This window comes from Streptomyces sp. NPDC020299, from assembly GCF_044387825.1.
In the GTDB taxonomy this organism is placed as follows: domain Bacteria; phylum Actinomycetota; class Actinomycetes; order Streptomycetales; family Streptomycetaceae; genus Streptomyces.
The window spans coordinates 1-20,075 of the sequence record NZ_JBIRWL010000036.1 but is presented as its reverse complement, the minus strand read 5'-3'; the positions used below and the strand labels follow the sequence as shown (position 1 = coordinate 20,075).

The 20,075-nt window shown below is 67.7% G+C and carries 18 protein-coding genes and 1 pseudogene; 11 read left to right on the top strand and 8 right to left on the bottom strand.

Annotated elements, in window-relative coordinates; translation table 11 throughout:
• The gene (locus ACH45E_RS44965; protein WP_361457025.1) at positions 1–3,075 is read left to right on the top strand and encodes an HsdR family type I site-specific deoxyribonuclease; all 3,075 of its coding nucleotides are present in this window, start codon (positions 1–3) and stop codon (positions 3,073–3,075) included.
• Between the two features lie 258 nt (positions 3,076–3,333).
• Complete coding sequence (locus tag ACH45E_RS44960) at positions 3,334–3,660, top strand: hypothetical protein (RefSeq protein WP_361457022.1); 327 nt, start codon at positions 3,334–3,336, stop codon at positions 3,658–3,660.
• Between the two features lie 115 nt (positions 3,661–3,775).
• On the opposite strand, the gene ACH45E_RS44955 is transcribed toward ACH45E_RS44960, so the two are convergent.
• The gene (locus ACH45E_RS44955) at positions 3,776–4,954 is read right to left on the bottom strand and encodes a tetratricopeptide repeat protein (protein WP_361457020.1); all 1,179 of its coding nucleotides are present in this window, start codon (positions 4,952–4,954) and stop codon (positions 3,776–3,778) included.
• Between the two features lie 396 nt (positions 4,955–5,350).
• On the opposite strand from ACH45E_RS44955, the gene ACH45E_RS44950 reads away from it, so the two are divergent.
• From ACH45E_RS44950 to ACH45E_RS44920, 7 genes are all read left to right on the top strand, one after another.
• Entirely contained in the window at positions 5,351–6,871 is a 1,521-nt protein-coding gene (locus ACH45E_RS44950) for a radical SAM protein (RefSeq protein WP_361457017.1), read from the top strand.
• A complete protein-coding gene (locus ACH45E_RS44945) occupies positions 6,861–7,544 on the top strand; it encodes a hypothetical protein (protein ID WP_361457014.1) in 684 nt (227 codons plus the stop codon). Before ACH45E_RS44950 ends, ACH45E_RS44945 begins: the two co-directional genes overlap by 11 nt.
• Positions 7,541–8,341, top strand: coding sequence for a hypothetical protein (locus ACH45E_RS44940; RefSeq protein ID WP_361457011.1), 801 nt, complete (start codon positions 7,541–7,543; stop codon positions 8,339–8,341). The genes ACH45E_RS44945 and ACH45E_RS44940 overlap by 4 nt, the downstream gene beginning before the upstream one ends.
• A 17-nt stretch (positions 8,342–8,358) precedes the next feature.
• The gene (locus tag ACH45E_RS44935) at positions 8,359–9,189 is read left to right on the top strand and encodes a carbohydrate kinase family protein (RefSeq protein ID WP_361457008.1); all 831 of its coding nucleotides are present in this window, start codon (positions 8,359–8,361) and stop codon (positions 9,187–9,189) included.
• Positions 9,190–9,210: 21 nt separating this feature from the next.
• Positions 9,211–10,140 carry a nucleoside 2-deoxyribosyltransferase gene (locus tag ACH45E_RS44930; RefSeq protein ID WP_361457005.1) on the top strand — a complete coding sequence of 310 codons (930 nt, stop codon included), beginning with the start codon at positions 9,211–9,213 and terminating at the stop codon, positions 10,138–10,140.
• The gene (locus ACH45E_RS44925; RefSeq protein ID WP_361457002.1) at positions 10,137–10,637 is read left to right on the top strand and encodes a hypothetical protein; all 501 of its coding nucleotides are present in this window, start codon (positions 10,137–10,139) and stop codon (positions 10,635–10,637) included. The genes ACH45E_RS44930 and ACH45E_RS44925 overlap by 4 nt, the downstream gene beginning before the upstream one ends.
• A gap of 86 nt (positions 10,638–10,723) precedes the next feature.
• Complete coding sequence (locus ACH45E_RS44920) at positions 10,724–11,029, top strand: MazG nucleotide pyrophosphohydrolase domain-containing protein (protein ID WP_361456999.1); 306 nt, start codon at positions 10,724–10,726, stop codon at positions 11,027–11,029.
• A gap of 427 nt (positions 11,030–11,456) precedes the next feature.
• Here the strand turns inward: ACH45E_RS44920 and ACH45E_RS44915 are convergent, their stop codons facing one another.
• The 6 genes and pseudogenes from ACH45E_RS44915 to ACH45E_RS44890 form a co-directional block, all read right to left on the bottom strand.
• On the bottom strand, positions 11,457–11,723 hold the full coding sequence (locus ACH45E_RS44915; protein WP_361457067.1) for a restriction endonuclease: 267 nt from the start codon (positions 11,721–11,723) through the stop codon (positions 11,457–11,459).
• A 571-nt stretch (positions 11,724–12,294) separates the two neighbouring features.
• Positions 12,295–12,690, bottom strand: a pseudogene (locus ACH45E_RS44910) (group II intron maturase-specific domain-containing protein); the annotation flags it as partial.
• Positions 12,627–13,493, bottom strand: a complete 867-nt coding sequence (locus ACH45E_RS44905; protein WP_361456996.1) for a reverse transcriptase N-terminal domain-containing protein — start codon at positions 13,491–13,493, stop codon at positions 12,627–12,629. The gene ACH45E_RS44905 and the pseudogene ACH45E_RS44910, both read right to left, overlap by 64 nt.
• Positions 13,494–14,152: 659 nt before the next feature.
• Positions 14,153–14,338, bottom strand: a complete 186-nt coding sequence (locus ACH45E_RS44900) for a hypothetical protein (RefSeq protein ID WP_361456993.1) — start codon at positions 14,336–14,338, stop codon at positions 14,153–14,155.
• Between the two features lie 156 nt (positions 14,339–14,494).
• A complete protein-coding gene (locus ACH45E_RS44895; protein ID WP_361456990.1) occupies positions 14,495–14,827 on the bottom strand; it encodes a hypothetical protein in 333 nt (110 codons plus the stop codon).
• A gap of 30 nt (positions 14,828–14,857) precedes the next feature.
• A complete protein-coding gene (locus ACH45E_RS44890; protein WP_361456987.1) occupies positions 14,858–15,871 on the bottom strand; it encodes a hypothetical protein in 1,014 nt (337 codons plus the stop codon).
• Positions 15,872–16,021: 150 nt separating this feature from the next.
• On the opposite strand from ACH45E_RS44890, the gene ACH45E_RS44885 reads away from it, so the two are divergent.
• Positions 16,022–18,694, top strand: a complete 2,673-nt coding sequence (locus ACH45E_RS44885) for a TOTE conflict system archaeo-eukaryotic primase domain-containing protein (RefSeq protein WP_361456984.1) — start codon at positions 16,022–16,024, stop codon at positions 18,692–18,694.
• Positions 18,695–19,120: 426 nt separating this feature from the next.
• Here the strand turns inward: ACH45E_RS44885 and ACH45E_RS44880 are convergent, their stop codons facing one another.
• Entirely contained in the window at positions 19,121–19,651 is a 531-nt protein-coding gene (locus ACH45E_RS44880; protein WP_361456981.1) for a DUF3732 domain-containing protein, read from the bottom strand.
• A gap of 133 nt (positions 19,652–19,784) precedes the next feature.
• Here ACH45E_RS44880 and ACH45E_RS44875 point away from each other — a divergent pair, with 133 nt between their 5' ends.
• On the top strand, positions 19,785–19,985 hold the full coding sequence (locus ACH45E_RS44875) for a hypothetical protein (protein ID WP_361456978.1): 201 nt from the start codon (positions 19,785–19,787) through the stop codon (positions 19,983–19,985).
• Positions 19,986–20,075: the final 90 nt, after the last annotated feature.

The following is a 20,075-nucleotide window of genomic DNA, read 5'->3' as shown; positions in this document are numbered from 1 at the left end:
ATGGGGTGGACAGAAGCGAGCACGACCCAGCGTTCACTGCTGGAGTGGGCGGAGGAGGCTGGTTGGGAGCGTCTCCAAGGAGACGCGTTACCGCGTGATGAGCATGACGTCATCGTCGAGGACTGGGCACGCGCAGCGTTGCTCGCGCTGAACCCCGAACTGGTCGACGACCCCGAGTCGGCGGACCTCGTGCTGCACGAGCTCAATCAAGTGGTCCTCGATGCGCACAACGGTCTCGTCGCGGCGAACGAGCGGCTGACCGTGATGCTTCGTGGCGACCACTCGTTCACGACGATCGACGGCAGGCATGTGCCTCGTCGGCTGATCGACTTCAAGAACCTCGACAACAACCGGTTCACTGTTGCCGACGAGGTCACTATCAACGGTGCTGCCAGGCCGCGCCGGTTCGACATCGTCTACTACGTCAACGGGTTCCCGCTGGTCGTTGCCGAGACCAAGACACCGGTGAAGCATCAGGTCTCGTGGGTCAACGCCGCGAAGGATCTTTACGACGTGTACGAGGAGGAGTATCCGAACTTCTTCGCGACGAACGTCTTCAACGTCGCCACCGAGGGCCTGGAATTTCGCATGGCCCCGATCCGTGCGATACCGGACCCCGACTCCGAGATCTGGGCCCCGTGGGGATCCACTGAGGACGACCCGAAAACCATCACGGGCCCGGCTCGCGTCGAGCGGGCCGCGCGCTTGCTGCTGCGGCCGGAGACGATCCTGCCGATCCTCAAGGACCTGGTGATGTTCCGTCACGCTCGGGATGCCTCCGAGGTCGACATCAAGTTCCTGCCTCGTTACCCGCAGTTCGAGGCGGCACTGGCGATCCACGCCAAGGTGCTCGCAGGCCGTCCAGGCGGACTGATCTGGCATCACCAGGGATCGGGCAAGACCGAACTCATGGCGTTCGCCGCCGCCCGTCTGCTGCGCGACGACGCGGTGACGGGGAAGTTCGGGAGCGCGCCGACGGTCATCGTGATCGCCGACCGCAAGGATCTGGTCCGGCAGACGGCGGAGATGTTCGAGACCGCCGGCATGCCGCGGATGACGGTGCCCCGCAACCGGCGCGAGCTGCACGCTCTGCTGCGCAGCGGTGAACCCGGTGTGGTCATCACGACGGTGCACAAGTTCGCGGAGGCCGGCCATCTGAACAACCGGTCGAACATCGTGGTCCTCGTCGACGAGGCGCACCGCTCGCAGGAGGGGAAGTTCGGCGACGCGTGGCGCGCGGCGGTGCCGAACGCGAAGTTCTTCGGCGCGACAGGTACCGCGATCAAGGACAAGGACCGTTCGACATTCAAGCTGTTCGGCGACCCTGACGATCCGGACTTCGTGATGTCGCGGTACACGCCGGAGCAGTCCATCGCCGATGGGTTCACCAAGCCGGTGATCGTGGAAGGCCGGGCTGTCGGTTTCAACCTCGACAAGGAGGCCCTGGACGAGGCCTTCGACGAGCTGGCCACGGAGGAGGGCCTGGACGAGGAGGAGAAGGTCTTCCTGTCGGGGAAGGCTTCTCACATCGAGACGATCCTCTCCAACCCCGAGCGCGTGGCTGCCGTGTGCACAGACATCGTCGACCACTTCCTCACCTACGTCGCGCCTCTGGGTCAGAAGGCTCAGGTCGTGGCCTACAACCAGCGCCTTGTGATCGCCTACACCAAGGCAATCGAGGCCGAGCTGGAGCGCCGCGAGGCCGTCATGCCGGACGGGCGGATGCGCAAGGTCGGCGTGGTGATGCACGTCGCCGACAGCAAGGAGACCCTGAAGGAGTTCAAGAAGCACCTGCTCACTCCGGAGCAGGAGGAGGCGCTCAAGCGCCGCTTCAAGAAGGTCGACGACCCGATGTCGTTCATCGTCGTCACCGCGAAGTGGATGACCGGCTTCAACGCGCCCATCGAGGGCGTGCTGTATCTCGACAAGCCTGCCAAGGACACGAACCTGTTCCAGACGATCACGCGGCCCAACCGCCCGTGGAAGAACCCTGTCACTGGTCAGCGCAAGGACTACGGGCGGGTCGTCGACTACATCGGGCTCGCGAAGGCCATCGGCAAGGCTGTTGCCGGTCCGGAGGTGAAGGACGACGACGAAGACGAGCTCAACGTCACGGACGCCTCCAAGCTGGCGGGGAAGTTCGTCACCGACCTCACGCGTCTGCTCCATCTGTTCGACGGCATCGACACCAGCGACTCGTCGTTCGAGTCGCTTGCCGAGGCCCACGAGCGGATCCCCGAGGGCGGCGCGCAGCGCACCGAGTTCATCGAGACCTATGCAGCGCTGCAGACCGTGTGGGAGTTCCTCGACCCGCACCCGATGCTCCAGCCGTTCAAGCGGCAGTACTTCTGGCTCGCGAAGGTGTACGAGTCGATCCGGCCCAAGGACGTCTCCAAGACGTTCCTCTGGGCGCGTCTCGGCGCGAAGACCACTGGCTTGATCCAAGGTCACATGAGCGATGTCGACGTGAAGTCGATGCCGTCGAAGACAGTCACACTTGACGCTGCCGGCCTGGCACTGGTGAAGAAGATCGCCGAGCAGCTCAAGCTCTCCGAGCAGCAGACGCCGGAGCCGAAATCCGATGACGTGTACCAGGAGGTCCTCGACTCCATTGAGGCGCGCCTGCGGCGTCGGCTCGCGGATTCGGAGAGCCCGGCGTACCGGTCGCTGGCCGAGCGGATCGAGAAGCTCCGTGCCAAGGCGATCGAGAACGTCGAGGACTCGCTGGCGTTCCTCGAGGAAGCGCTGAAGATCGCTCAAGATGTGGTCGCCGCGGACCGGGCAGCGGAACGGGGCGACCAGAGTGCGCTCGACAGGCTGGCCGATCCCAAGCGCGGGGCGCTCACCCAGATCGTCGAGGAGAACACGCCACCAGGACTGCACAAGATCGTCCCCGACATAGTTTCGCGGATCGACTCGATCGTCGTCGAGGTCGCCTATGCCGGTTGGAGCACGAGTGACGCGGGCGACAAACGCGTTCGTCGCGAGTTGCGTTCCGTCTTGAAGGAGTACAGCTTGCCGATCAAAGGTGAGCTGTTCGACAAGACGTACGAGTACGTGCGGGAGAACTATTAGAGGCGCGAGGATCTTTCGAGGACCGGGCTTGGCGGCCTTACGGGGACGCGCTCGTGGCAGTGATATCGGCGACATACGTTGCGCCGGTCACTGCGGGATTCCTGGCGTACGGAGACCGGGCACGTGGACGAGGCGGGACGGCGTGGCGTGCTGTCGCCGTCGTCTGTATCTCGAACGAGCTGATCGGGATGAGGTTCTCGGCGGGGGCAGGTTCTCGGATGCGGCATCAACGACGTCTGGCGCCGCTTCCAGAACCGGATGCACGAGGCGGTCGACCCCGACGAGTGCATCCGGCACCTGACCGGGATGCTCAACCAACTCAGCGGATACTCCCGCCGGATCGTAGTCGTCTCCGAAACCCCGTTCGGCCCGATCGAGGACCCCAAGACCGTCACGGCCATGAACGCTGAGCTCGCCCGCTACAACACGGCCGCCGCGCAGCACCTCACCGGCGAACCAACTGGTCTGTGGAGCGACGGCGTCCACCTGACCGAGCTCGGCGACACCATCCTGCTCCAGCAGACGGAACGGCTCCTCGCCGATCACCGCATCGTCGAAAAGCTCTTGGACTACCTGCTCCCGTAGCCTCTCCATCTTGCAGACCTGGGACGGGGACACGCACTGGGCATTTCGGCGCTGGCGGCTGGTGCTCGCATAGGACACCGGCTCCATTGCGGGATTGAGTCGGCCGGGGCTGGTCTCAAGCGAGGGCTGCGGCGCGACTTCTGAGTTCTTGTGCTTTGGGATTGTTCGGGAGGCGGAGTAGTCGAACGGACATGTCCTGAACGGCCGAGCGAACTTTGACGGAGCGGATGCTCTCCGCGCAGTCGAGGAAGTCGGACCACGTCGTGAGAGCGCCGTCCGTATCTCCTCGGCGCAGGCGGACCCCCGCGAGGTCGGCTGTGACGATGGCGCGGGTACGTCGGCGGTCGACCCCGTGGAAGTTGAGGGCGAGGAGAAGGTGTTCCTCGGCGGCGGCGAGGTCGCCGAGGCGGTTGAGGATCATGCCGGTTTCGTGGGCCCAGCGGCCTGGGGAGTAGTGGGCGGCCCAGGAGTCGGTGGGGCCGGTCTGGGGGCGGCCGATGGCGGTTTCGGCAAGGGCGAGGTGCTGGGACGCAAGGCGACGGTCGTTGTCCTGAGCGGCGGCGTTGGCCAGTGTGGCGTTGTAGTAGGCCACGGCGCGCGGATTGTCGAGGTCGCGTCCGTAGGTGACGCAGGCTTCGCTGAGCTGGACGGCTTCGGCGTGGTAGCCCAGGTCGATGCAGTGGACCGCGAGCCCTCGCAAGGCGGTGGCTGCGAGTTCGCGGTCGCCGGCTTCGGTGGCGAGCCCGTAGGCGTGGGCGTAGTAGCCCTGGGCGAGGCCTTGAAGCTCGGGGGAGTCGCCTTCGTCCTGCGCCATCCAGCCGGCGAGGTGGGCGAGCTGGGAAGCGGCAGCGAACAGCTCTCTGCCAGTGGCCTCCGTGTACTTGCCGTTCAGCCACGGTGCGACGTCTTCCGTGAGGTAGCGCACGGCGAGGTGGCGCGCGTGTCCGCCGCCGAGCTCGGACGCGGAGTCGCCGAGGCACTTCACCATGATCTTGACGGCGGCCACTTCGCCGCGCCCGACGCGGACGGCTCCAGCGGGTGCGCTGTGGACACGACGGGTGATGCTGTCGGGGTCGGGCAGGCCGAGGGCGGCGAGGGCGTAGCCGCTGGACGCGGTGAGGAACTTCCGGCGGTCCACCTCGAGGTCGCTCCTTCCCAGCTGGATGACTGAGGCCACGGTATCGGCGGGGGCCGGTGTGAGGGGCGGTTGCGGGACGCCTCTGGCGTCGGGGTCGAGTTCAAGGACGCGGGCGACGTAGGGCCACCAGTAGTCGGGCGTACGTTCGCCGGTCATCCACTTGCGCGCGTACTGACGTTGTAATCGGTCGGGTCCGCTGCCCTCGGCCCGGCCGACAGCACGTGCCAGCTGGGTCGGTCCCCAGCCACGTTTCCGGCAGGCTGAGCTGATCAGGTACGCGAGGTGCTGTGCGTGCGGTGCAGGCGTCATCCCGTCACCCCGTCCCTGGACTACGCGGGACTACGGAGGACTACATCTTCCCCTCTTCCGGGGGCGCGCACGCGGAGCTTGACTGAACTTTCCCTCCGCCCGAACAGCGGTCCTGAACAAGGATGTTGACACGCTCATGACCCGGCTTCCGGCCGAGGACGTTCGCGTGAGCCAGGTGGAGCGGGCCGCCCGCGTCGGTGCGGACGGCCCGGCCCGATCAGCTGGTACTGGAGAGGAGTCTCGGTGACCGCCCCTGTGGTGATCTTGGACTGCTACACCGTCGAGCCCAGCGGCCTGGGCGTCCCCCCTTACTTGTCCGCATACGTGCGGCAGGCGTATGCGGCCCTGCGCCGGGCCAGGTCCGACGCCGAGGTGAAGTACGTGACGATCGACGATGTCCGCTGGTGCCTGGCCGGCGGCCGCCCCGCGGTGGAGCCGCCGCTGAGCGACCGGCTGACGTACTCGGCGACCGTCAACCGCGACAAGGCGGTGGAGCTGCTGCGCGACGCCGACATGGTGGTCGTGGTGGCGGGCGACAAGGTCCCGTCGGTGCACCTGCACGCCGTCAACGCCGGACAGGACGACATCGCCCGCGCGATGGCCTGCGTGCGGGGCCGCCGTTACCTGCTTGGTCCGATGGCCACGTGGGCCCTGTCGGAGCCTGCTTCCTGGGCTGGGCTGTTCGACGCGGTCCACACCCACACCGTCACCGCGTCCACCCTGGCCCTGGGGAGCCGCGAGCCCGCCCCGTACGGGCAGCTGGCGACGGACCGCGACTCGTTCGCCGAGTTGATCGGACAGATGCCCTGGGCGCCCGTTGCCGAGCTGGAGCTGTACCGCGGCTGCACCCGCAAGGCGTTCTGCCGGTTTTGCAACGAGCCGGCCAAGGCGCCGACGGTCGCGCACCGGGCGGTCGAAGACGTCCTGGCCGAGGCCGGGCAACTGTACGACGCGGGGGTGCGGCACTTCCGGCTCGGCCAGCAGACGTGCTTCTTCTCCTACCAGGGCCGCAGCGAGGAGGCGATCCGGGCCCTGCTGGGCGGAATCCGGGAGCTCGGCCCGGACCTTCAGATGCTGCACATCGACAACGCCGACCCGTTGGCCGTGGCAGCGCGGGTCGGCAAGCGGATCGCGGCCACGGTCGCCGAGTTCTGCACCGAGGGCAACTGCGCCCCGATGGGGATCGAGTCGTTCGACCCGGCCGTGATCGAACGCAACACCCTGACGTGCACCGAGGACATCCTGCTGCGCGCCGTCGAGCACGTGAACGAGGCCGGCGCCGAGCGCGGGCCGGACGGGCTGCCCAAGCTGCTGCCCGGTCTCAACCTGATCTACGGCCTGCCGGGCGAGACCCACGCCACGCACCTGGCCAACCTCACCGCCCTGCGGCGGATCTACGACGCGGGGCTGATGTGCCACCGCACCAACGTCCGCCTGGCCCGCGCGTTCCCAGGCACTCCGCTCGCGGAGGAAGAGGCGAGCCTGGAGGGACTGCCGTCCGCGGAGCACTTCGCCACCTGGAAGGCTGACATCGACCAGCTGTGGGACCGGCCGATGAAGGAACGCGTCTACCCGGCCGACCTGGAGATTCCCGGCGTGCACGCCTATTTCGTCGACGAGCGCGGCACCTGGTTCCGCCGCCTGGGCTCCTACGCGATCCAGATCGTCGATCCCGGCGCCGTCGTCCCGGTGGGCACGCCGGCCGACATCACCGTCACCGGGCACGCCCCGCGCGTCGTCTACGGCACCCACCGTGCCCGCTGATCCCGCAGTCACTGGCACGGCGGTGCGGCGTCATGTGGGCGTGCTGCTGCCGTGGGCCAACGTGGCGGTGGAGGAGGAACTACCCCAACTCGGCGTGCCGGGCGTGGTCTTCCACTACGCTCGGCTCGTGCCGGCCTCCCGCACGACCGCCGTCGACGACTCCTTCTGGCACGGGCTGCGGGCTGCCTCCGCCAGTGCCGTCGACTCCCTGCGCCACCTGCCGCTCGACGCCACCGTGCTGGCGTGCACCTCCGCCGGCTTCACCGGCGGGCCCGCGCTGCCGCCGGGCGTGATCACCGCCTTCGACGCCCTCACCACCACCCTGCACCAGCGCCACGTGGCCCGCGTCGCGCTGGCCACCCCCTACCCCGAGCCCGTCACCCAGACCGAAGCCGAAGCCCTCGCAGCACACGGCATCGAGGTAACCGCCCACGCCAGCCTCAGCCTCGGCGACGGCTACCCCCGCATCACCTCCGCGCAGATCCTCACGCTGTGCGACGGCCTCCCGGCGGCCGCGCTCGCCGAAGCCGACGCACTCGTGCTGTCGTGCACCGGCTGGCGGACCCTGACCGCTGCGGCCGCCCTACAGGCACGGCTGCGCATCCCCGTGATCTCCTCCAACCTCGCCCTCGCCACCCACACCCACTCGCCGCCTCCAGGAGCAGCGCCGTGACCGTCACCAGACCCACCAAGCGCAGCGACGACCGCGTCCTTGCGTTCGTCACCCGCGCTGCCGCCCTCGACGACGTCCGCGCCGAGGTGGAGGCCAACCACGACTACAACCGCTGGTGGCCGCCCACCCTCACAGACCCGCGCCTGCGGATGCTCGCGGCCGGCTGGTCCACCCGGATCAACTACCGCATGGTCGACACCTACGCGGCCGTCCTCGCACACGCCGACACGATCGGCTTCGACGCCCTCACCGACCTCGACGACGACCAGGCCCGCGACCTGGTCGCCCCGCTCGGCCTGACCGAAGCACGCCTCACCTACCTCTACTCCCTGGCTGACACCCTCGCCCGCTGGGACAAGGACGGCACCGACCCGGCCACCTGGGACGCCAAGACCTTCATCGCCTCCTTCGCCCGCGACGTGCGCGGAGCCTCCTACAAGGTCGCCCAGTGCGCCGCCCTCTACGCCCGCGGCTACCACTGCGGCATCATCCCCGTCGACTCCGGCATGGTCACCAAACTCTCCCCAGCCCTCGGCTTCACCCTCCCTTCCGGCCCCGCCGCCCACGAACACCTGCGCACCCTGCTGGAGCACGCCGTCGCCCGCCACACCGACGCCCTGCGCACACTGGCCGCCGACCAGGACGTCACCATCCCGGCCGAGGCGGCACCCGCCTGGTGGACCCACCTCGTGTTGATCTACTTCAAACGCCTCTACCTCAACCGGCCATCCGCCCGCCTGTGCACGCGCCGTCCCACCTGCGCCGCCCTGACCGACTGCACGCACACCCGGACCTGACCGAGGAGAGAGCCGCGATGCAACGCACCATCGTGATCGGCAACATCTCCCTCGACCACATCCACCGTCCCGGCCACCCGCCGGTACACCAACTCGGCGGCGCAGCCCTCCACCTGGCAGCCGCGGCCGCCAGCGCCGGCCTGACGGCCGCGCCCGCCGCCGCCGTCGGAGACGACCTTTCCACTCTCGTCGACGACACGCGTCTTCCCATCCTGGACTGGAGCCTCCTCCACCACGCCCCCGAGCCGTCGGCCGCGTTCACCATCCACTACGACGAAACGGAAACTGTCACGGACGTCGACACCGACTACGGGGCCGCCGGACACCTCACCGCCCACGCCCTCCACGTACTCGACCTCCATCCCCAGGCCGTCTTCCACGTCAGCTGCCGCCATCCGCTTGACGTCCCCACGGTCCTCGAAGCGCTGACCGCACACGGCTGCACCTTCAGCCTGGACTTCCACCTTCCCAGTGCCCCCCAGCTCATCCCCGCCGCCACCCCCTGGCTTCACCACGCGACCACGATCTTCGTCAACGCCCAGGAACACGCGCTCCTCAGCCACCACACCGGCCGCCCAAGCCCCTGCCCGGAGACCGTCATCACCGACGGCCCCCGTCCCGCCCGCGTGCTCACGCACCGCCACGCTCCACGACCTGTCGCTCCCGCCACCGTTCCCACCGTCCGGCAGATCACCGGTGCCGGGGACACCCTGGCCGGCGCCTACCTCGCGCACCGCGCGCGACACCTTCCACCAGCAGCCGCCCTCGACCTCGCCGTCCGAGCCGCCATCCGCCACACGGCCCGGTTCCCTCTGACCGTCCCCGCACCACGCCGCGCCCCGTCCTGACCCGTAGCAGGAGGCCGCCCGATGCACTACGTCGCACACCGTCTCTTCGCTGCCCACGACCGCGCCCTCGCCGCCGACCTGGCCGACCGCCTCGCCATCAAGCTCGGCGAAGACCAGGTCTTCCTCCCCTTCTGCGACACCGACGAGGAAGACCTCATCGCCGACATCAAGGGCAAGCGCCTGTTCGAACTCGACCGCGACCGCCTCCGCCGCATCCGCGCCCTCATCGCCATCGTCCACGGACCCAGCCCGGACGACGGCGTATGCATGGAGATCGGCTACGCCGCAGCCCTCGGCGCACCCGTGATCGTGATGACCACCGACTTCCAGGACTACTCCGCCACCCTCCACGGCCCACGCTCCGTGTTCCCCGATCCTCTCTTGGACGCCCTCGCCACCCGCATCGTCCGCGTCCCCCGTCTCGGCACCCCCGGCGAGCCGACGGGCGGCAGCCGCTTCGCAGACTTCGCCGCCCGCAACCACACCCAGACCCAGGAGGCCACCGAGGCCTGCGTCGACGCCGTCCTCCAACTCCCCTCCCCGGCCGCGGCAACACCCCGCCCATCCCGAGACGCCCACACGGCGTTCGTCGAACCCAGCCCGTACACCCCAGCACGCGCCGGACTTCCCGCCACCACGGGGACCACGGTCCTCCATCCGACCCGCTTCGACGCCGGCGACCCCCTCACGGCCGCGCGCCACGACTGGGCCACCGCTCTCCGCTCCACCCGCATCGTCGTCGACACCTCCGGCCCCGAGACCCCGCCCGGAGCCGCCCTTCTCATCGGGGCAGCCTGCGCCACGGGCCAGCCGGTCGCCGCGTATCTGCCACACAGCACTTACACCCACGCGGCAGGCCGCGAGCCCAACTTCCGCAACCTGATGATCCAGTACGGCGTCGACGCCGTGCTCCGCACACCGGACGAGGTGACCGCGTGGCTCGGCGGATGACTCTGCAGGAGATCGCCGGCCACCGCACGGTCGTACTCGAAGGCGGCGACGGCGTCGGCAAGAGCACGCTGGCCGACCTCCTCGTCACCCAGCACGACTTCACCGCAGCTCACTCACCCCGCACGCCCGACCATCAGGACCTGACCAGCCGCTACCGTGATCTCCTCGCCCGGCCCGGCCGGCTCGTCCTGGACCGCAGCTTCGTCAGCGAGCTCGTCTACGGCCCTCTTTACCGCGACCGCTCCCGCCTCACCTGGGACCAGGCACTCGAACTCGCCGACCTCGTCACCACCCGCGACGGAGTCTTCCTCCACCTCACCGCCCCCGCGGCCATCGTGCACAGCCGTCTCAAGGCCCGCGACGGTCAGGCACCCGATCTGGAGGCGATCGCCGAACTATCCCACGCCTACGAGCGCGTCTTCCGGCTCCTGGACAGTCATGCGACGGTTCTCACCTACAAGACGGCGCCAGAAGCTGGCTGCCGCCCCACCGGCTGACTCCTGTCCCGTTCTTGCCTCTCCGGCGCCTGAGCCTCGCTACTGTTCCCCGAGAACGCCGCACTGCACCGTCAAGGGGATCTGCCGTGGACATCGCCGAGGCACAGAAGCTCGCCTGGGAGAACAAACTCGCCAAGGGCTTCAACACCACCGACATCGCTATGGAGTTCGGCTTGCTCACGGCCGAGGTCGGCGAGGCATTCACGGCGTGGCGCAAAGGCCTGCCCGACCACGGTGAAGAACTCGCCGACGTCTTCCTCTACCTGACGGCGATCGCGGAGATGCAGGGTGTCGACCTCGCGGACGCGGTCAGGCAAAAGATCGCGAAGAACACGCGTCGCGAGTACGCCCCCGGCTCCAATGGCGCACTGGTGCGTACCAGTCAAGATTGAACCTGAGCGCGGATCACTCTGCCCTCAGCCATACCGTCACGAATTGTGGCCAACGGGACGGTAGGCATCAGCGTTCACGCCCGTGGTGAACGCGGCTGCTCCGGCCCACAGGTAGGCCTGCCGCCCGGTGACCTTTCGTCCTGGGCCTTGCGTTCCAGGGGAGTTCACCTGAGTGCCGCTGAACGAACTCGCGGTACTCGCTGATGACGCTGGGCCGGTCGTGGTGGCCCGGCTGCTCCCGCTGGGACGTCAGGTCGTTGTCCGGAATCGGAGCACGCTGCTTGTGGGTCTGCCGGACCACGACGTTGCTGACGACGATTTCCTGCGTCTCCTCGTACTGGCACTCAGCAACGTCACCCCTCGCGTCCCGCACGAGCAGCGGGTTGCCGCGCCGATCGTGGCGGCCAGCCCAAATCGGGCTGGTCGGCTACGCCGGTGAGTGCTGCTCGTCGACGACGGCATACAGATGCTCACCGTGGGCCCAGCGTTTGAGCTCCGGCCGGCCCACGAGGACGAATCCGTGGCGCCGGGCGAAGTTCGTCGCGGGCCGGGTGAATCCGTTCAGGGCGACGATGACGGCCACTTGCGCGTGATGTTCGGGCACCGCGGTGCCGTTGAACCTCTGCACGGCTTCGGATCCGACGGTGCCGCTGTCGGGTAGGCCCGGCGCATTGCTGCGCCGGGCCCCCCTCAGAACCGGACGTGCCAGTCATCCCGGCATCCGGCTCAAGCGGGCTGCAAGCTCGCTTGAAGGCTCTCCCTTTTCTTGCGGCTGTCGAGGGCGTGATGTTCCCTGTGACAGTCAGCGTGATTAACTCCAGGTTCGACCTTTCGTTTGAGCCTCCGTCACGTCGGTACACGATATGGTGCACATGCAACCGTCTCGCTGAAGCCGTGAACCACAGGACCCACTCGCGCACGTCTTGTGGTTCGAATTCCGCACCTTCGATCAGGTCTAGCCCACACTTCGGGCACAATCCCTTCTGCCACACAGCCAGGGTGGTTACCCATCTCCTGGAGTTTGGTGGCTTACGCTTCCGGGATCGGTTGGCCCAGTATTCCGTCAGGCTGGGGTCGTCCTTGGAAGCCCGCCCCTTTACGAGCGCATGCCTGACGATCTTGGTCCAACTGAACTTGATGAGGTAAAGACCGCTCTCTCGGTGGCCAAATACCCATCGGTCCTGCCTTTCTGGGTTGAACTGTCCCCAGTAGTGGGCGATCATCCATAGCCGCCCCTTCTTCTGGTGTCTTCGCAAGGCCCATCCCCAGAGCCGCTGAAACACGTACGTGTCCAGCATTGCGAAGACGTTGCTGGAGACGACTCCCCGATAGTACGTAGACCATCCGCGAATGATGGGATTAAGTCCCCTGATGACAGAATCCAGGGGCCAAGTCACCATCGCACGGATGCGCTCCTTGAGCGTCCGGGTGAGTCGTTTAATGGCGTCCTTGCTCGGCCTGATGATCACCTTGCCATTGCGTGGCCGCTGGATGTTGAATCCCAAGAAGTCAAATCCCTCGCTGAGGTGGACCACTCGGGTCTTTTCCTCGTTGAAAGTCAGCCCCTTGGGTGCGAGCCACTGAGCAAGGCGTCGTTTTACCAGGAACGCCTCTTCCTTCGTGGTGCAGAGCACGACGAAGTCGTCGGCATAACCCGCCATGCGGCATAAGCGGACCTATGCCGAGTTCGGCATAGGTCGGCGTACCGAATCAAGGACGGAGCGGAAGGATTGGCGCGTGTGGTTCGCTCGGCCGCCCCCGCCGCTTCAGTCATCCCGTGGAGTGCGATATTGAGAAGGAGCGGACTTACGACTCCTCCTTGGGGGGTTCCTTCGCCAGTTGGCGCGAACCGCCCGTTCTCCATCACCCCCGCTTTCAGCCACCGACGGATCATGTTCCGAGCCGCCAGGTCAGCGTCCAGCACCCACTGTCGTTTCGTGCGCTTTCCCGAGGTGACAGTGTGGATGGTGCTGATGGCGTCGTGGCAGCTTCGGCCGGGGCGGAAGCCGTAGCTTCGCGCCTCGAACCGCGCCTCCCACTCGGGCTCCAGGGCGTTCTTAACCCTGGCCTGATGTACCCGGTCTCGGATCACCGGGATACCGAGTGGCCGCAACTTCCCGTTCGTCTTCGGGATGTAGACACGCATGACGGCCTTGGCCTTGAGGCCAGACTCGGCTGAGATTTCCTCGACGAGCCGCCTCCTCCCAGCGGGAGAGAGTACGGTCTCGCCATCAATGCCGGCCGTCAGTTTTCCGCGGCTCGTATGCGTTACGCGCCTCACACTCACAACAACATTTGAGTGCGACCGCAGCATGAGCTTCTGAAGGTTGCGCACCTTCTTAAGGTCACCTTCTTGCGAGGCTCTAAAGATACGCTGTCTAAGCCGTCTGACGCACTGTTCAGCTTTTGCCCATTCGGACTTGGGGCGATCGCTGTTCACGTTCGAGGTTCCGTTCCCCGGCATTGGGCCATGACGCGGACGGTCAGTCGCTCGCGGCATCGTCACCCTCCGGTATCTAACTTGCGCCTCGACAAGGACTGCTTGCAGTTTCTCTTATCTCGCCTACCTGATCCACGTGGGCCCCCTTTCGGGGCCGGGCACGAGTCCCGGTATCTGCCGAGTTATTACCGGCGACTAGGGGGTCGGATTCCGGCTTTTCCTCTGAGCTTTCGCCCCAGCAGCATTCGCTTCTTGGATCATCCTGTTCCCGCACAGGGGTTAGGCCGTCGTTGCCTTCGGCTTACCGAACTCCGGACCTATACGGGGTTTCCGCGTTCCGCATTGTTCAGTTTCGGGCTGGTTAGGGCGCCCCCTATGCACCGGGTCCCATGGTGATCTTAGTGAACAGTTGTACGCCCGCCCACCCATGTGGCGAACTCCCTCGCCAGGACCTACCATCACGCGTTGCCGTTCCTCGTCGGCGTGAAGTTGCATTAACGATGCGTTGCAACAGGGGTTCACTTTCGTTCGCCCTTCCACCCTTCCCCTTCGCCTGTATCTCACGACGAGATGAGACCTTGGACTTTATGCACCGGCTTAGCACGCTACCGTTACCAGAGGCGCACCCGAATGTGGGGACCGGCTATTGATCACTGGCCGGAGATAGGCCCTCCTCCTTATTCCTATCCGCTGAACAAAGCGACTTCGCGTCGCACGTACTGCTTGCACTGTAAAACGATCTTGTCGCGGTCCCGGTGGGCGCGCCACTGGTACAGCTCGTTCACCATCTGGTTCATCCGGACGCCACGAAGGGCTGCCAGGTCGGCCGGCTCGGCATCGGAGGCTCGCTGAGGCGGGGGTTCGGTCATGCTTTCCAGAGTGGCACCCGCAGGTCGCCCTGGAGTACAACTCCCGGGGATGCTCGGGTGTCTGACGCTGCGCTGCTCTCGATGACCGTTCCCCTCGCCCGTGCCGGGTGACGACGGCTCTGCTGCCGCATCAGCTCCAGTGCCTGTCCGCGGTACCTAGCGCTTGCGGTAGCCGGCTGCGGAAGGGGGCAGGGCCATGTCCAGCAGGGTGTCGATGGTCTGGCCGTCGAGGCCGCTGTCCAGGTGGAAGGACCGGCGGAGCAGGCTGCCGACCTGGGCGGGAGCAAGGCCCAGGCGCACGCGGGCCTTGAGGCAGATCGCCCCGAGGAGGTTCGCGCTGTCGCCGGGCCGGTGCTGGAGGTACCAGGTGAGCAGATTCACCGTGCCGCCGGACAGGTCGGACAGAGTGATGTCCTCCAGGGTTTCGCCCTCGCTGCTGTTTCGTTCGGCGTCTTCGGCCAGGCGGCCGAGGATGGCCTCGACCAGCACGTCACGTACGGGGCCGTGAGGGACGAGGCCTTAGTTGCTGCCGTACATGAGGGCGGCTGCCGCGTCCCACGCGAGATCGTCGGCGGCGCTCTGCGCGAGGTCGCCCTTCATGTAGGGCGCTCGTCGTTTGCCGCCGCTGTGGCGTTGTTCGGTCAGGGTTTCGTGGAAGACGCGGCGCAGCCGGTTGTGGTCGGCCACGAGGCCGGCGGGCTGGGCGGTGTCGTACACGGTGGTCGACGACAGCAGGGCTGCGGGGCCGTTGTTGCGGCGGTAGTTCTCGGCCCAGTCCTGTGCGACCGGCACGGACCACCGCATGCTGCCGCCGGTCTCGTCCTGTGGTTCGGGCAGTTCGTTGCGCCCTGAGCTGTACTTGGGGTCGGGCAGGTCGTCGGTGCTGATGGCCGCGATCTTCGCCAGCCCCGCCTTGTCGATCAGGCTGTCCAGTTCGGGTGCGTGAAGGTCGACGATGCAGGCGTCGAGCAGCAGCACGCCCGGCTGGGACGCGCGCAGGTGCGCCCACAGGGCCAGGTGGTTCTTCCAGTTCGGCACGGGGTGATCGCTTGTGGTGAAGCTGGCGATCTTCAGGACGCTGGCGGTGCCGGGGCTGCTGGTGGTCTGGTTGTCGACGGGCCGCGGGTCGTTGCGCTCGAAGGCCCAGTCCCATACCTGTCCGGGACGGTGCCAGCGTTCACCGTTCCACCAGTAGCCGCCGTGCCGGTGGAGGAAGCCTTCCCGGCCATGCAGCCAGTCGTGGTGCAGGTCGCTCTGGTCGCGGTCACGGATGAGCAGCACGGTGCGGCCGTAGGGCGGGTGGTGGTACACGGCCCAGGCAAAGGACGGGTTCTTGGGCTCCGTGGTGAACGCGACCCAGCCTCCGTCGGATGTGCGGTCGGCCCGGCCCCAGAGCCCGTCGCCCTGATTGCGGCCGGTGCGTTCGATCGCGTCGGGGTTGTCCAGGGGTAAGCGGCCGTCGTTGATGAACGGCAGGCCCGGGACGGGGTGGTCGGTGCTGGTGCCGTTGGCCACCGGGCGTATGCGGGACACGGTGGTTTCCCCCTCTGTATGACGATGGTTGATCGGGATGAGGGAACGCTAGCCCGCGGGCGAGCCGGATATGCCTCGTCGGACTGTCCCGTGCGTTCCTGGCGGTGATCCTGGCCGATTTCGCTGCGTGGCGCGCGCCGAGTCTGGATCATGAGGGATGTGGAGGACTGGTCCGACTGCTTCGATTCTGACGAGTTGCGCATCCGTCTCGACGTGGCTCTGGAGGAGAACGCAGAGTTGCGCGAGGAGGTCGGCCGGCTGAGCGCGGACAACGCGCGCCTGCGCAGCCTTCTGGGCCTCGGTGCCCGAAGCGGCGCCTCGCCGATGCCGCCCGTTGCCGAGCCCGTGGCGCCGGCGCCCGTCAGCGGGGGCGGCGGGCTGCCGTATGCGGATGCCTCGTCGAGCGCCGAGGCGAAGATCGCCTTGTTCCGGGCCTTGTTCGCCGGCCGGGAGGACGTGTACGCGCGCAGGTGGGTGAGCGCGAAGTCCGGTCGGACCGGGTGGAGCCCGGCGGAGGACAACCCGTTCGACAAGAGCAAGGCCGAGGCGGACCGGGTGTTCTGGCCGCTGACCGACGAAACGGTCTACCACCACCTCGATCCGTCCCGGCAGGGCCGCAGCGAGCTGCACATCGGCCTGTACCCGCTGCTGGCCGACGACACCTGCCACCTGATCGCGTGCGACTTCGACGGCAAGGACGGCAGCGACTGGCGCGCGGATGCCGCCGCCTACGCCACGGCCTGCGAGCAGGCGGGCGTTCCCGCCCTGCTGGAGATCTCTCGCTCGGGCAAGGGCGCGCACGTGTGGACGTTCTTCACCTCTCCCATCGCCGCCACCACCGCCCGCGCGCTCGGCATGGCCCTGCTGCGACGGGCGATCGACGCCCGCGGGCAGATGGCTCTGTCCAGCTACGACCGGCTCTTCCCTGCTCAGGACTTCCAGCCGATCAAGGCCAAGGGCAGCTTCCGGTTCGGCAGCCTGATCGCGCTCCCGCTGCACGGCGCCTGTCGCGCCCAGGGCACCACCGTCTTCGTGGACCCCGGCACCTGGGAGCCCCACTCCGACCAGTTCGCCCACCTCTCGCACGCAGAACGTCTCACGTCGGCCGAGGTTGAGGCGCTCGTCGACAAGCTCGGCCCGGTCAAGGCCGGGCCGTCAGCGACCGCGCCTGAGCTGGGGCCCAGGCCCCGTAGGAAGGCCCTGGGCAAGGCGCCGGCCACGGTTCCCGCACGGTTGGACGCCATGCTGGCGATCTCCACCGCCGGGCTGCCCCCGCAGCTGCTCGCGGCACTCAAACACGCCGCGTCGTTCCACAACCCGGAGTTCTACCGCAAGCAGAACCAACGCTTCTCGACCTGGAACACGCCCCGGCTCGTCTGCGGCTTCGACGCCACCGACCCGGACTGGCTCAAGCTGCCGCGCGGTCTCGCCGACGAGGCCGCCCAGCTGATCGCTGCCGCGGGCGGCACGCTCGCCATCAGCAGCGACCTGCCCGAACACCCCGAGATCACCGCGCGTTTCACCGGCGAGCTGAGCGACATCCAGCAGCAGGCTGTCGAGGCGATGACCCCGCACCCCACCGGGGTCCTCGTGGCTCCTCCCGGCTCCGGCAAGACGGTCATGGCCTGCGCGCTGATTTCCCACCACCGCACGCCGACGGCCGTGATCGTCAACCGCAGCGAGCTGCTGGACCAGTGGAAGCAGCGCCTGGCCGCGTTCCTCGATCTCAGCGAGGGGCAGGTCGGCTCGCTCGGCGGAGGCAAGGACCGACGCGGCCACGTCGTCGACCTGATCATGCTGCAGACCCTGTCGCACCGGGATGCGCCGCCCGACCTGCTCGACGGGTACGGCCTGGTCATCGTGGACGAGTGCCACAGCGTGGGCGCGCCGGGCGCCGAAGCCGCGATCCGTGGAGCGAAGGCCAGCCGCTGGGTCGGCCTGTCCGCAACCCCGTACCGGGCGGACCAGATGGACCCGGTGATCACGATGCAGTGCGGCCCGATCCGCCACGAGATCGAAGACGCCAGCACCTTCGCCAAGCACTTCGTCGTCCACCCCACCACGTTCACCACCGACGAGCCGGGCAACGACGGCGCCTCCTTCCAGGCCATCTACACCGAACTCGCCCACCACGCCGACCGCAACACCCAGATCGCCGCGGACATCGCTGACGCCGCCGCACGCGGCCGGTGCAGTCTGGCCCTGACCAACCGTGTGGAACACCTCCACCAGCTGGCCGCCGCGCTCAAGCCGCACGGCATCGATCCCCTCCTGCTCCACGGCCAGCTGCCATCGGCCGAACGAGCCCGCATCCGTGCCGCCTTGGCCGAGGACACCGCCACGCCACTGGTGCTCTTAGCGATCGACAAGCTCGTCGGCGAAGGCTTCGATCAGCCCCGGCTCGACACTCTCTTCCTTACCAGCCCCATCTCCTTCAAAGGCCGCGTCATCCAGCAAGTCGGCCGCATCACCCGCAACACCGAGGCAAGGAAGTCCCACGTCGAAGCCCACGACTACCTCGACGCCGACGTCCCCCAACTGGAGCGCATGCACCACCGGCGCCGCCGCATCCTCGAACGCCGTGGCTTCACCACGACGCCGCTGGAGAAGCTGCCCCAACCGAACCCGGCGTCTCGGCCCGTCGCGCGGACCGCAACCATGCCGACCATCGCCCGTCCCGCACCAACCGTCGCGGAAGTCCGGGCCTGGGCCCGCGACCAGGGCATCGACGTGCCGTCACGCGGGAAACTCCGCCAGGAGATCTGGGATGCCTGGCACACCGCTCACCCCGAACCGACGCACACCGCCGCCTCCGCTCAGTGACCCACCGGTGCACATGGAGGGCCGTCTACGGGCGACGGGTGATCACAGCAGCGTGCGCCGGACAACGGCCCTACCCTGGGGCCACCGCCTGGGGCACGCGACGGACCAGCCCGAAAGGCGTCTTCGCACCGTCGAGGACTCCGGCCTGGCTGAGCTGGCGCAACGGCGTACAGCACCGGCCCCGTCACATCGGCCGGCCCCAAGAAGGGCTCGCTCGCCCCAGAACCGTCGAGTAGGCACCCCGGCGGTCCGCGGTGCACAGCAGGGGCACCCTCCCGTGGCGGGGCCGTGGCCGGGACAATGGCGGGCATGACTGGTCAGCGGGGAGAGCCTGGCGACGGCGTCATCCGGAGCAGGTACCACTCTCTATGAAGCCGACGACTCCCGAGAAGCCCAGCAGGGCCACGCCCTCCCGGGCGGCAGGCGTCACGGCTCCCGGGGACCCTGGGCGGCCTGGTCGATCCATTCCTGGGGAATGAGCTTCTCGCCGTGGCGCCAGTTGTGGACAACGGAGTCCTGGAACCAGTCCTCGGCGAGGTTGGCGTGGTCGCAGATGATCACCTGTAGATCCGGGGCAAGTTCGTGCACCACGTCGTAGATGAGGCGGAACAGTCGGCTCACGGCCTCGCGGTCGGTGTCGCTGCGTGGTTCGCCGGAGCGTTGGTCGACCTCGGAGCGGTACCAGGCCTGGGTGGGCTGGTCGAGCATCAAGATCCGCGGAACAGGCCTGTGCTGGCGGACGAAGGAGCGGTGCAGCGCAAGGTGGGCGACGAGGTGGTAGCCGATCCAGTTCTCGCCGTTTCCGATACGGAAGAGCGGGGCAGGGCCTTGCTCAGTGTCAGCGACGACGGTGAGACGGCTCAGATCCAGACGCACGCTGCTTCCGCCGTGCTCAAGCTGGAGGCGGTTCGCCCACTCAGTCATGTCCTGGCTGACCGCCACCAGCCGGGAGGTCACCTGCTCGCGTTCCTCCGCAGGGTCGAGCTCCGCCTCCAAAGCACTGACTCGCCCCTGCGCGAACTTCAGTAGCTGGCCCAGTCGCTGGAGCTCCGCGTCTGAGGCAGCGGGCAGGGACGCCAGGGTTGATGGCGTGGATGCGCCCGCGCATGAAATTGCGCGCCGCGCCCTGGGGCAGCTGGTCGGTGGCGGAGGTCGCTGCGGTGAGCTGGCGCAGGGTTGCCTCGACGGTGCGCAGCTGGCCGCGAAGGCCATCGGACCGTTCGTCCAGAGCCGTCAACGCGGCGCGGCGGGCCGGGCGAGCTGCGTCGATGCCGTTCAGCTGGCCGCTTAGAGGTCATCTCATTTGGCCGAGTCGTTATGCTGTGGGCCGTGGTGGGGATTGTTGAGCGGCTGGTGCCAGACGAGTTGTGGGAGCTGTTCC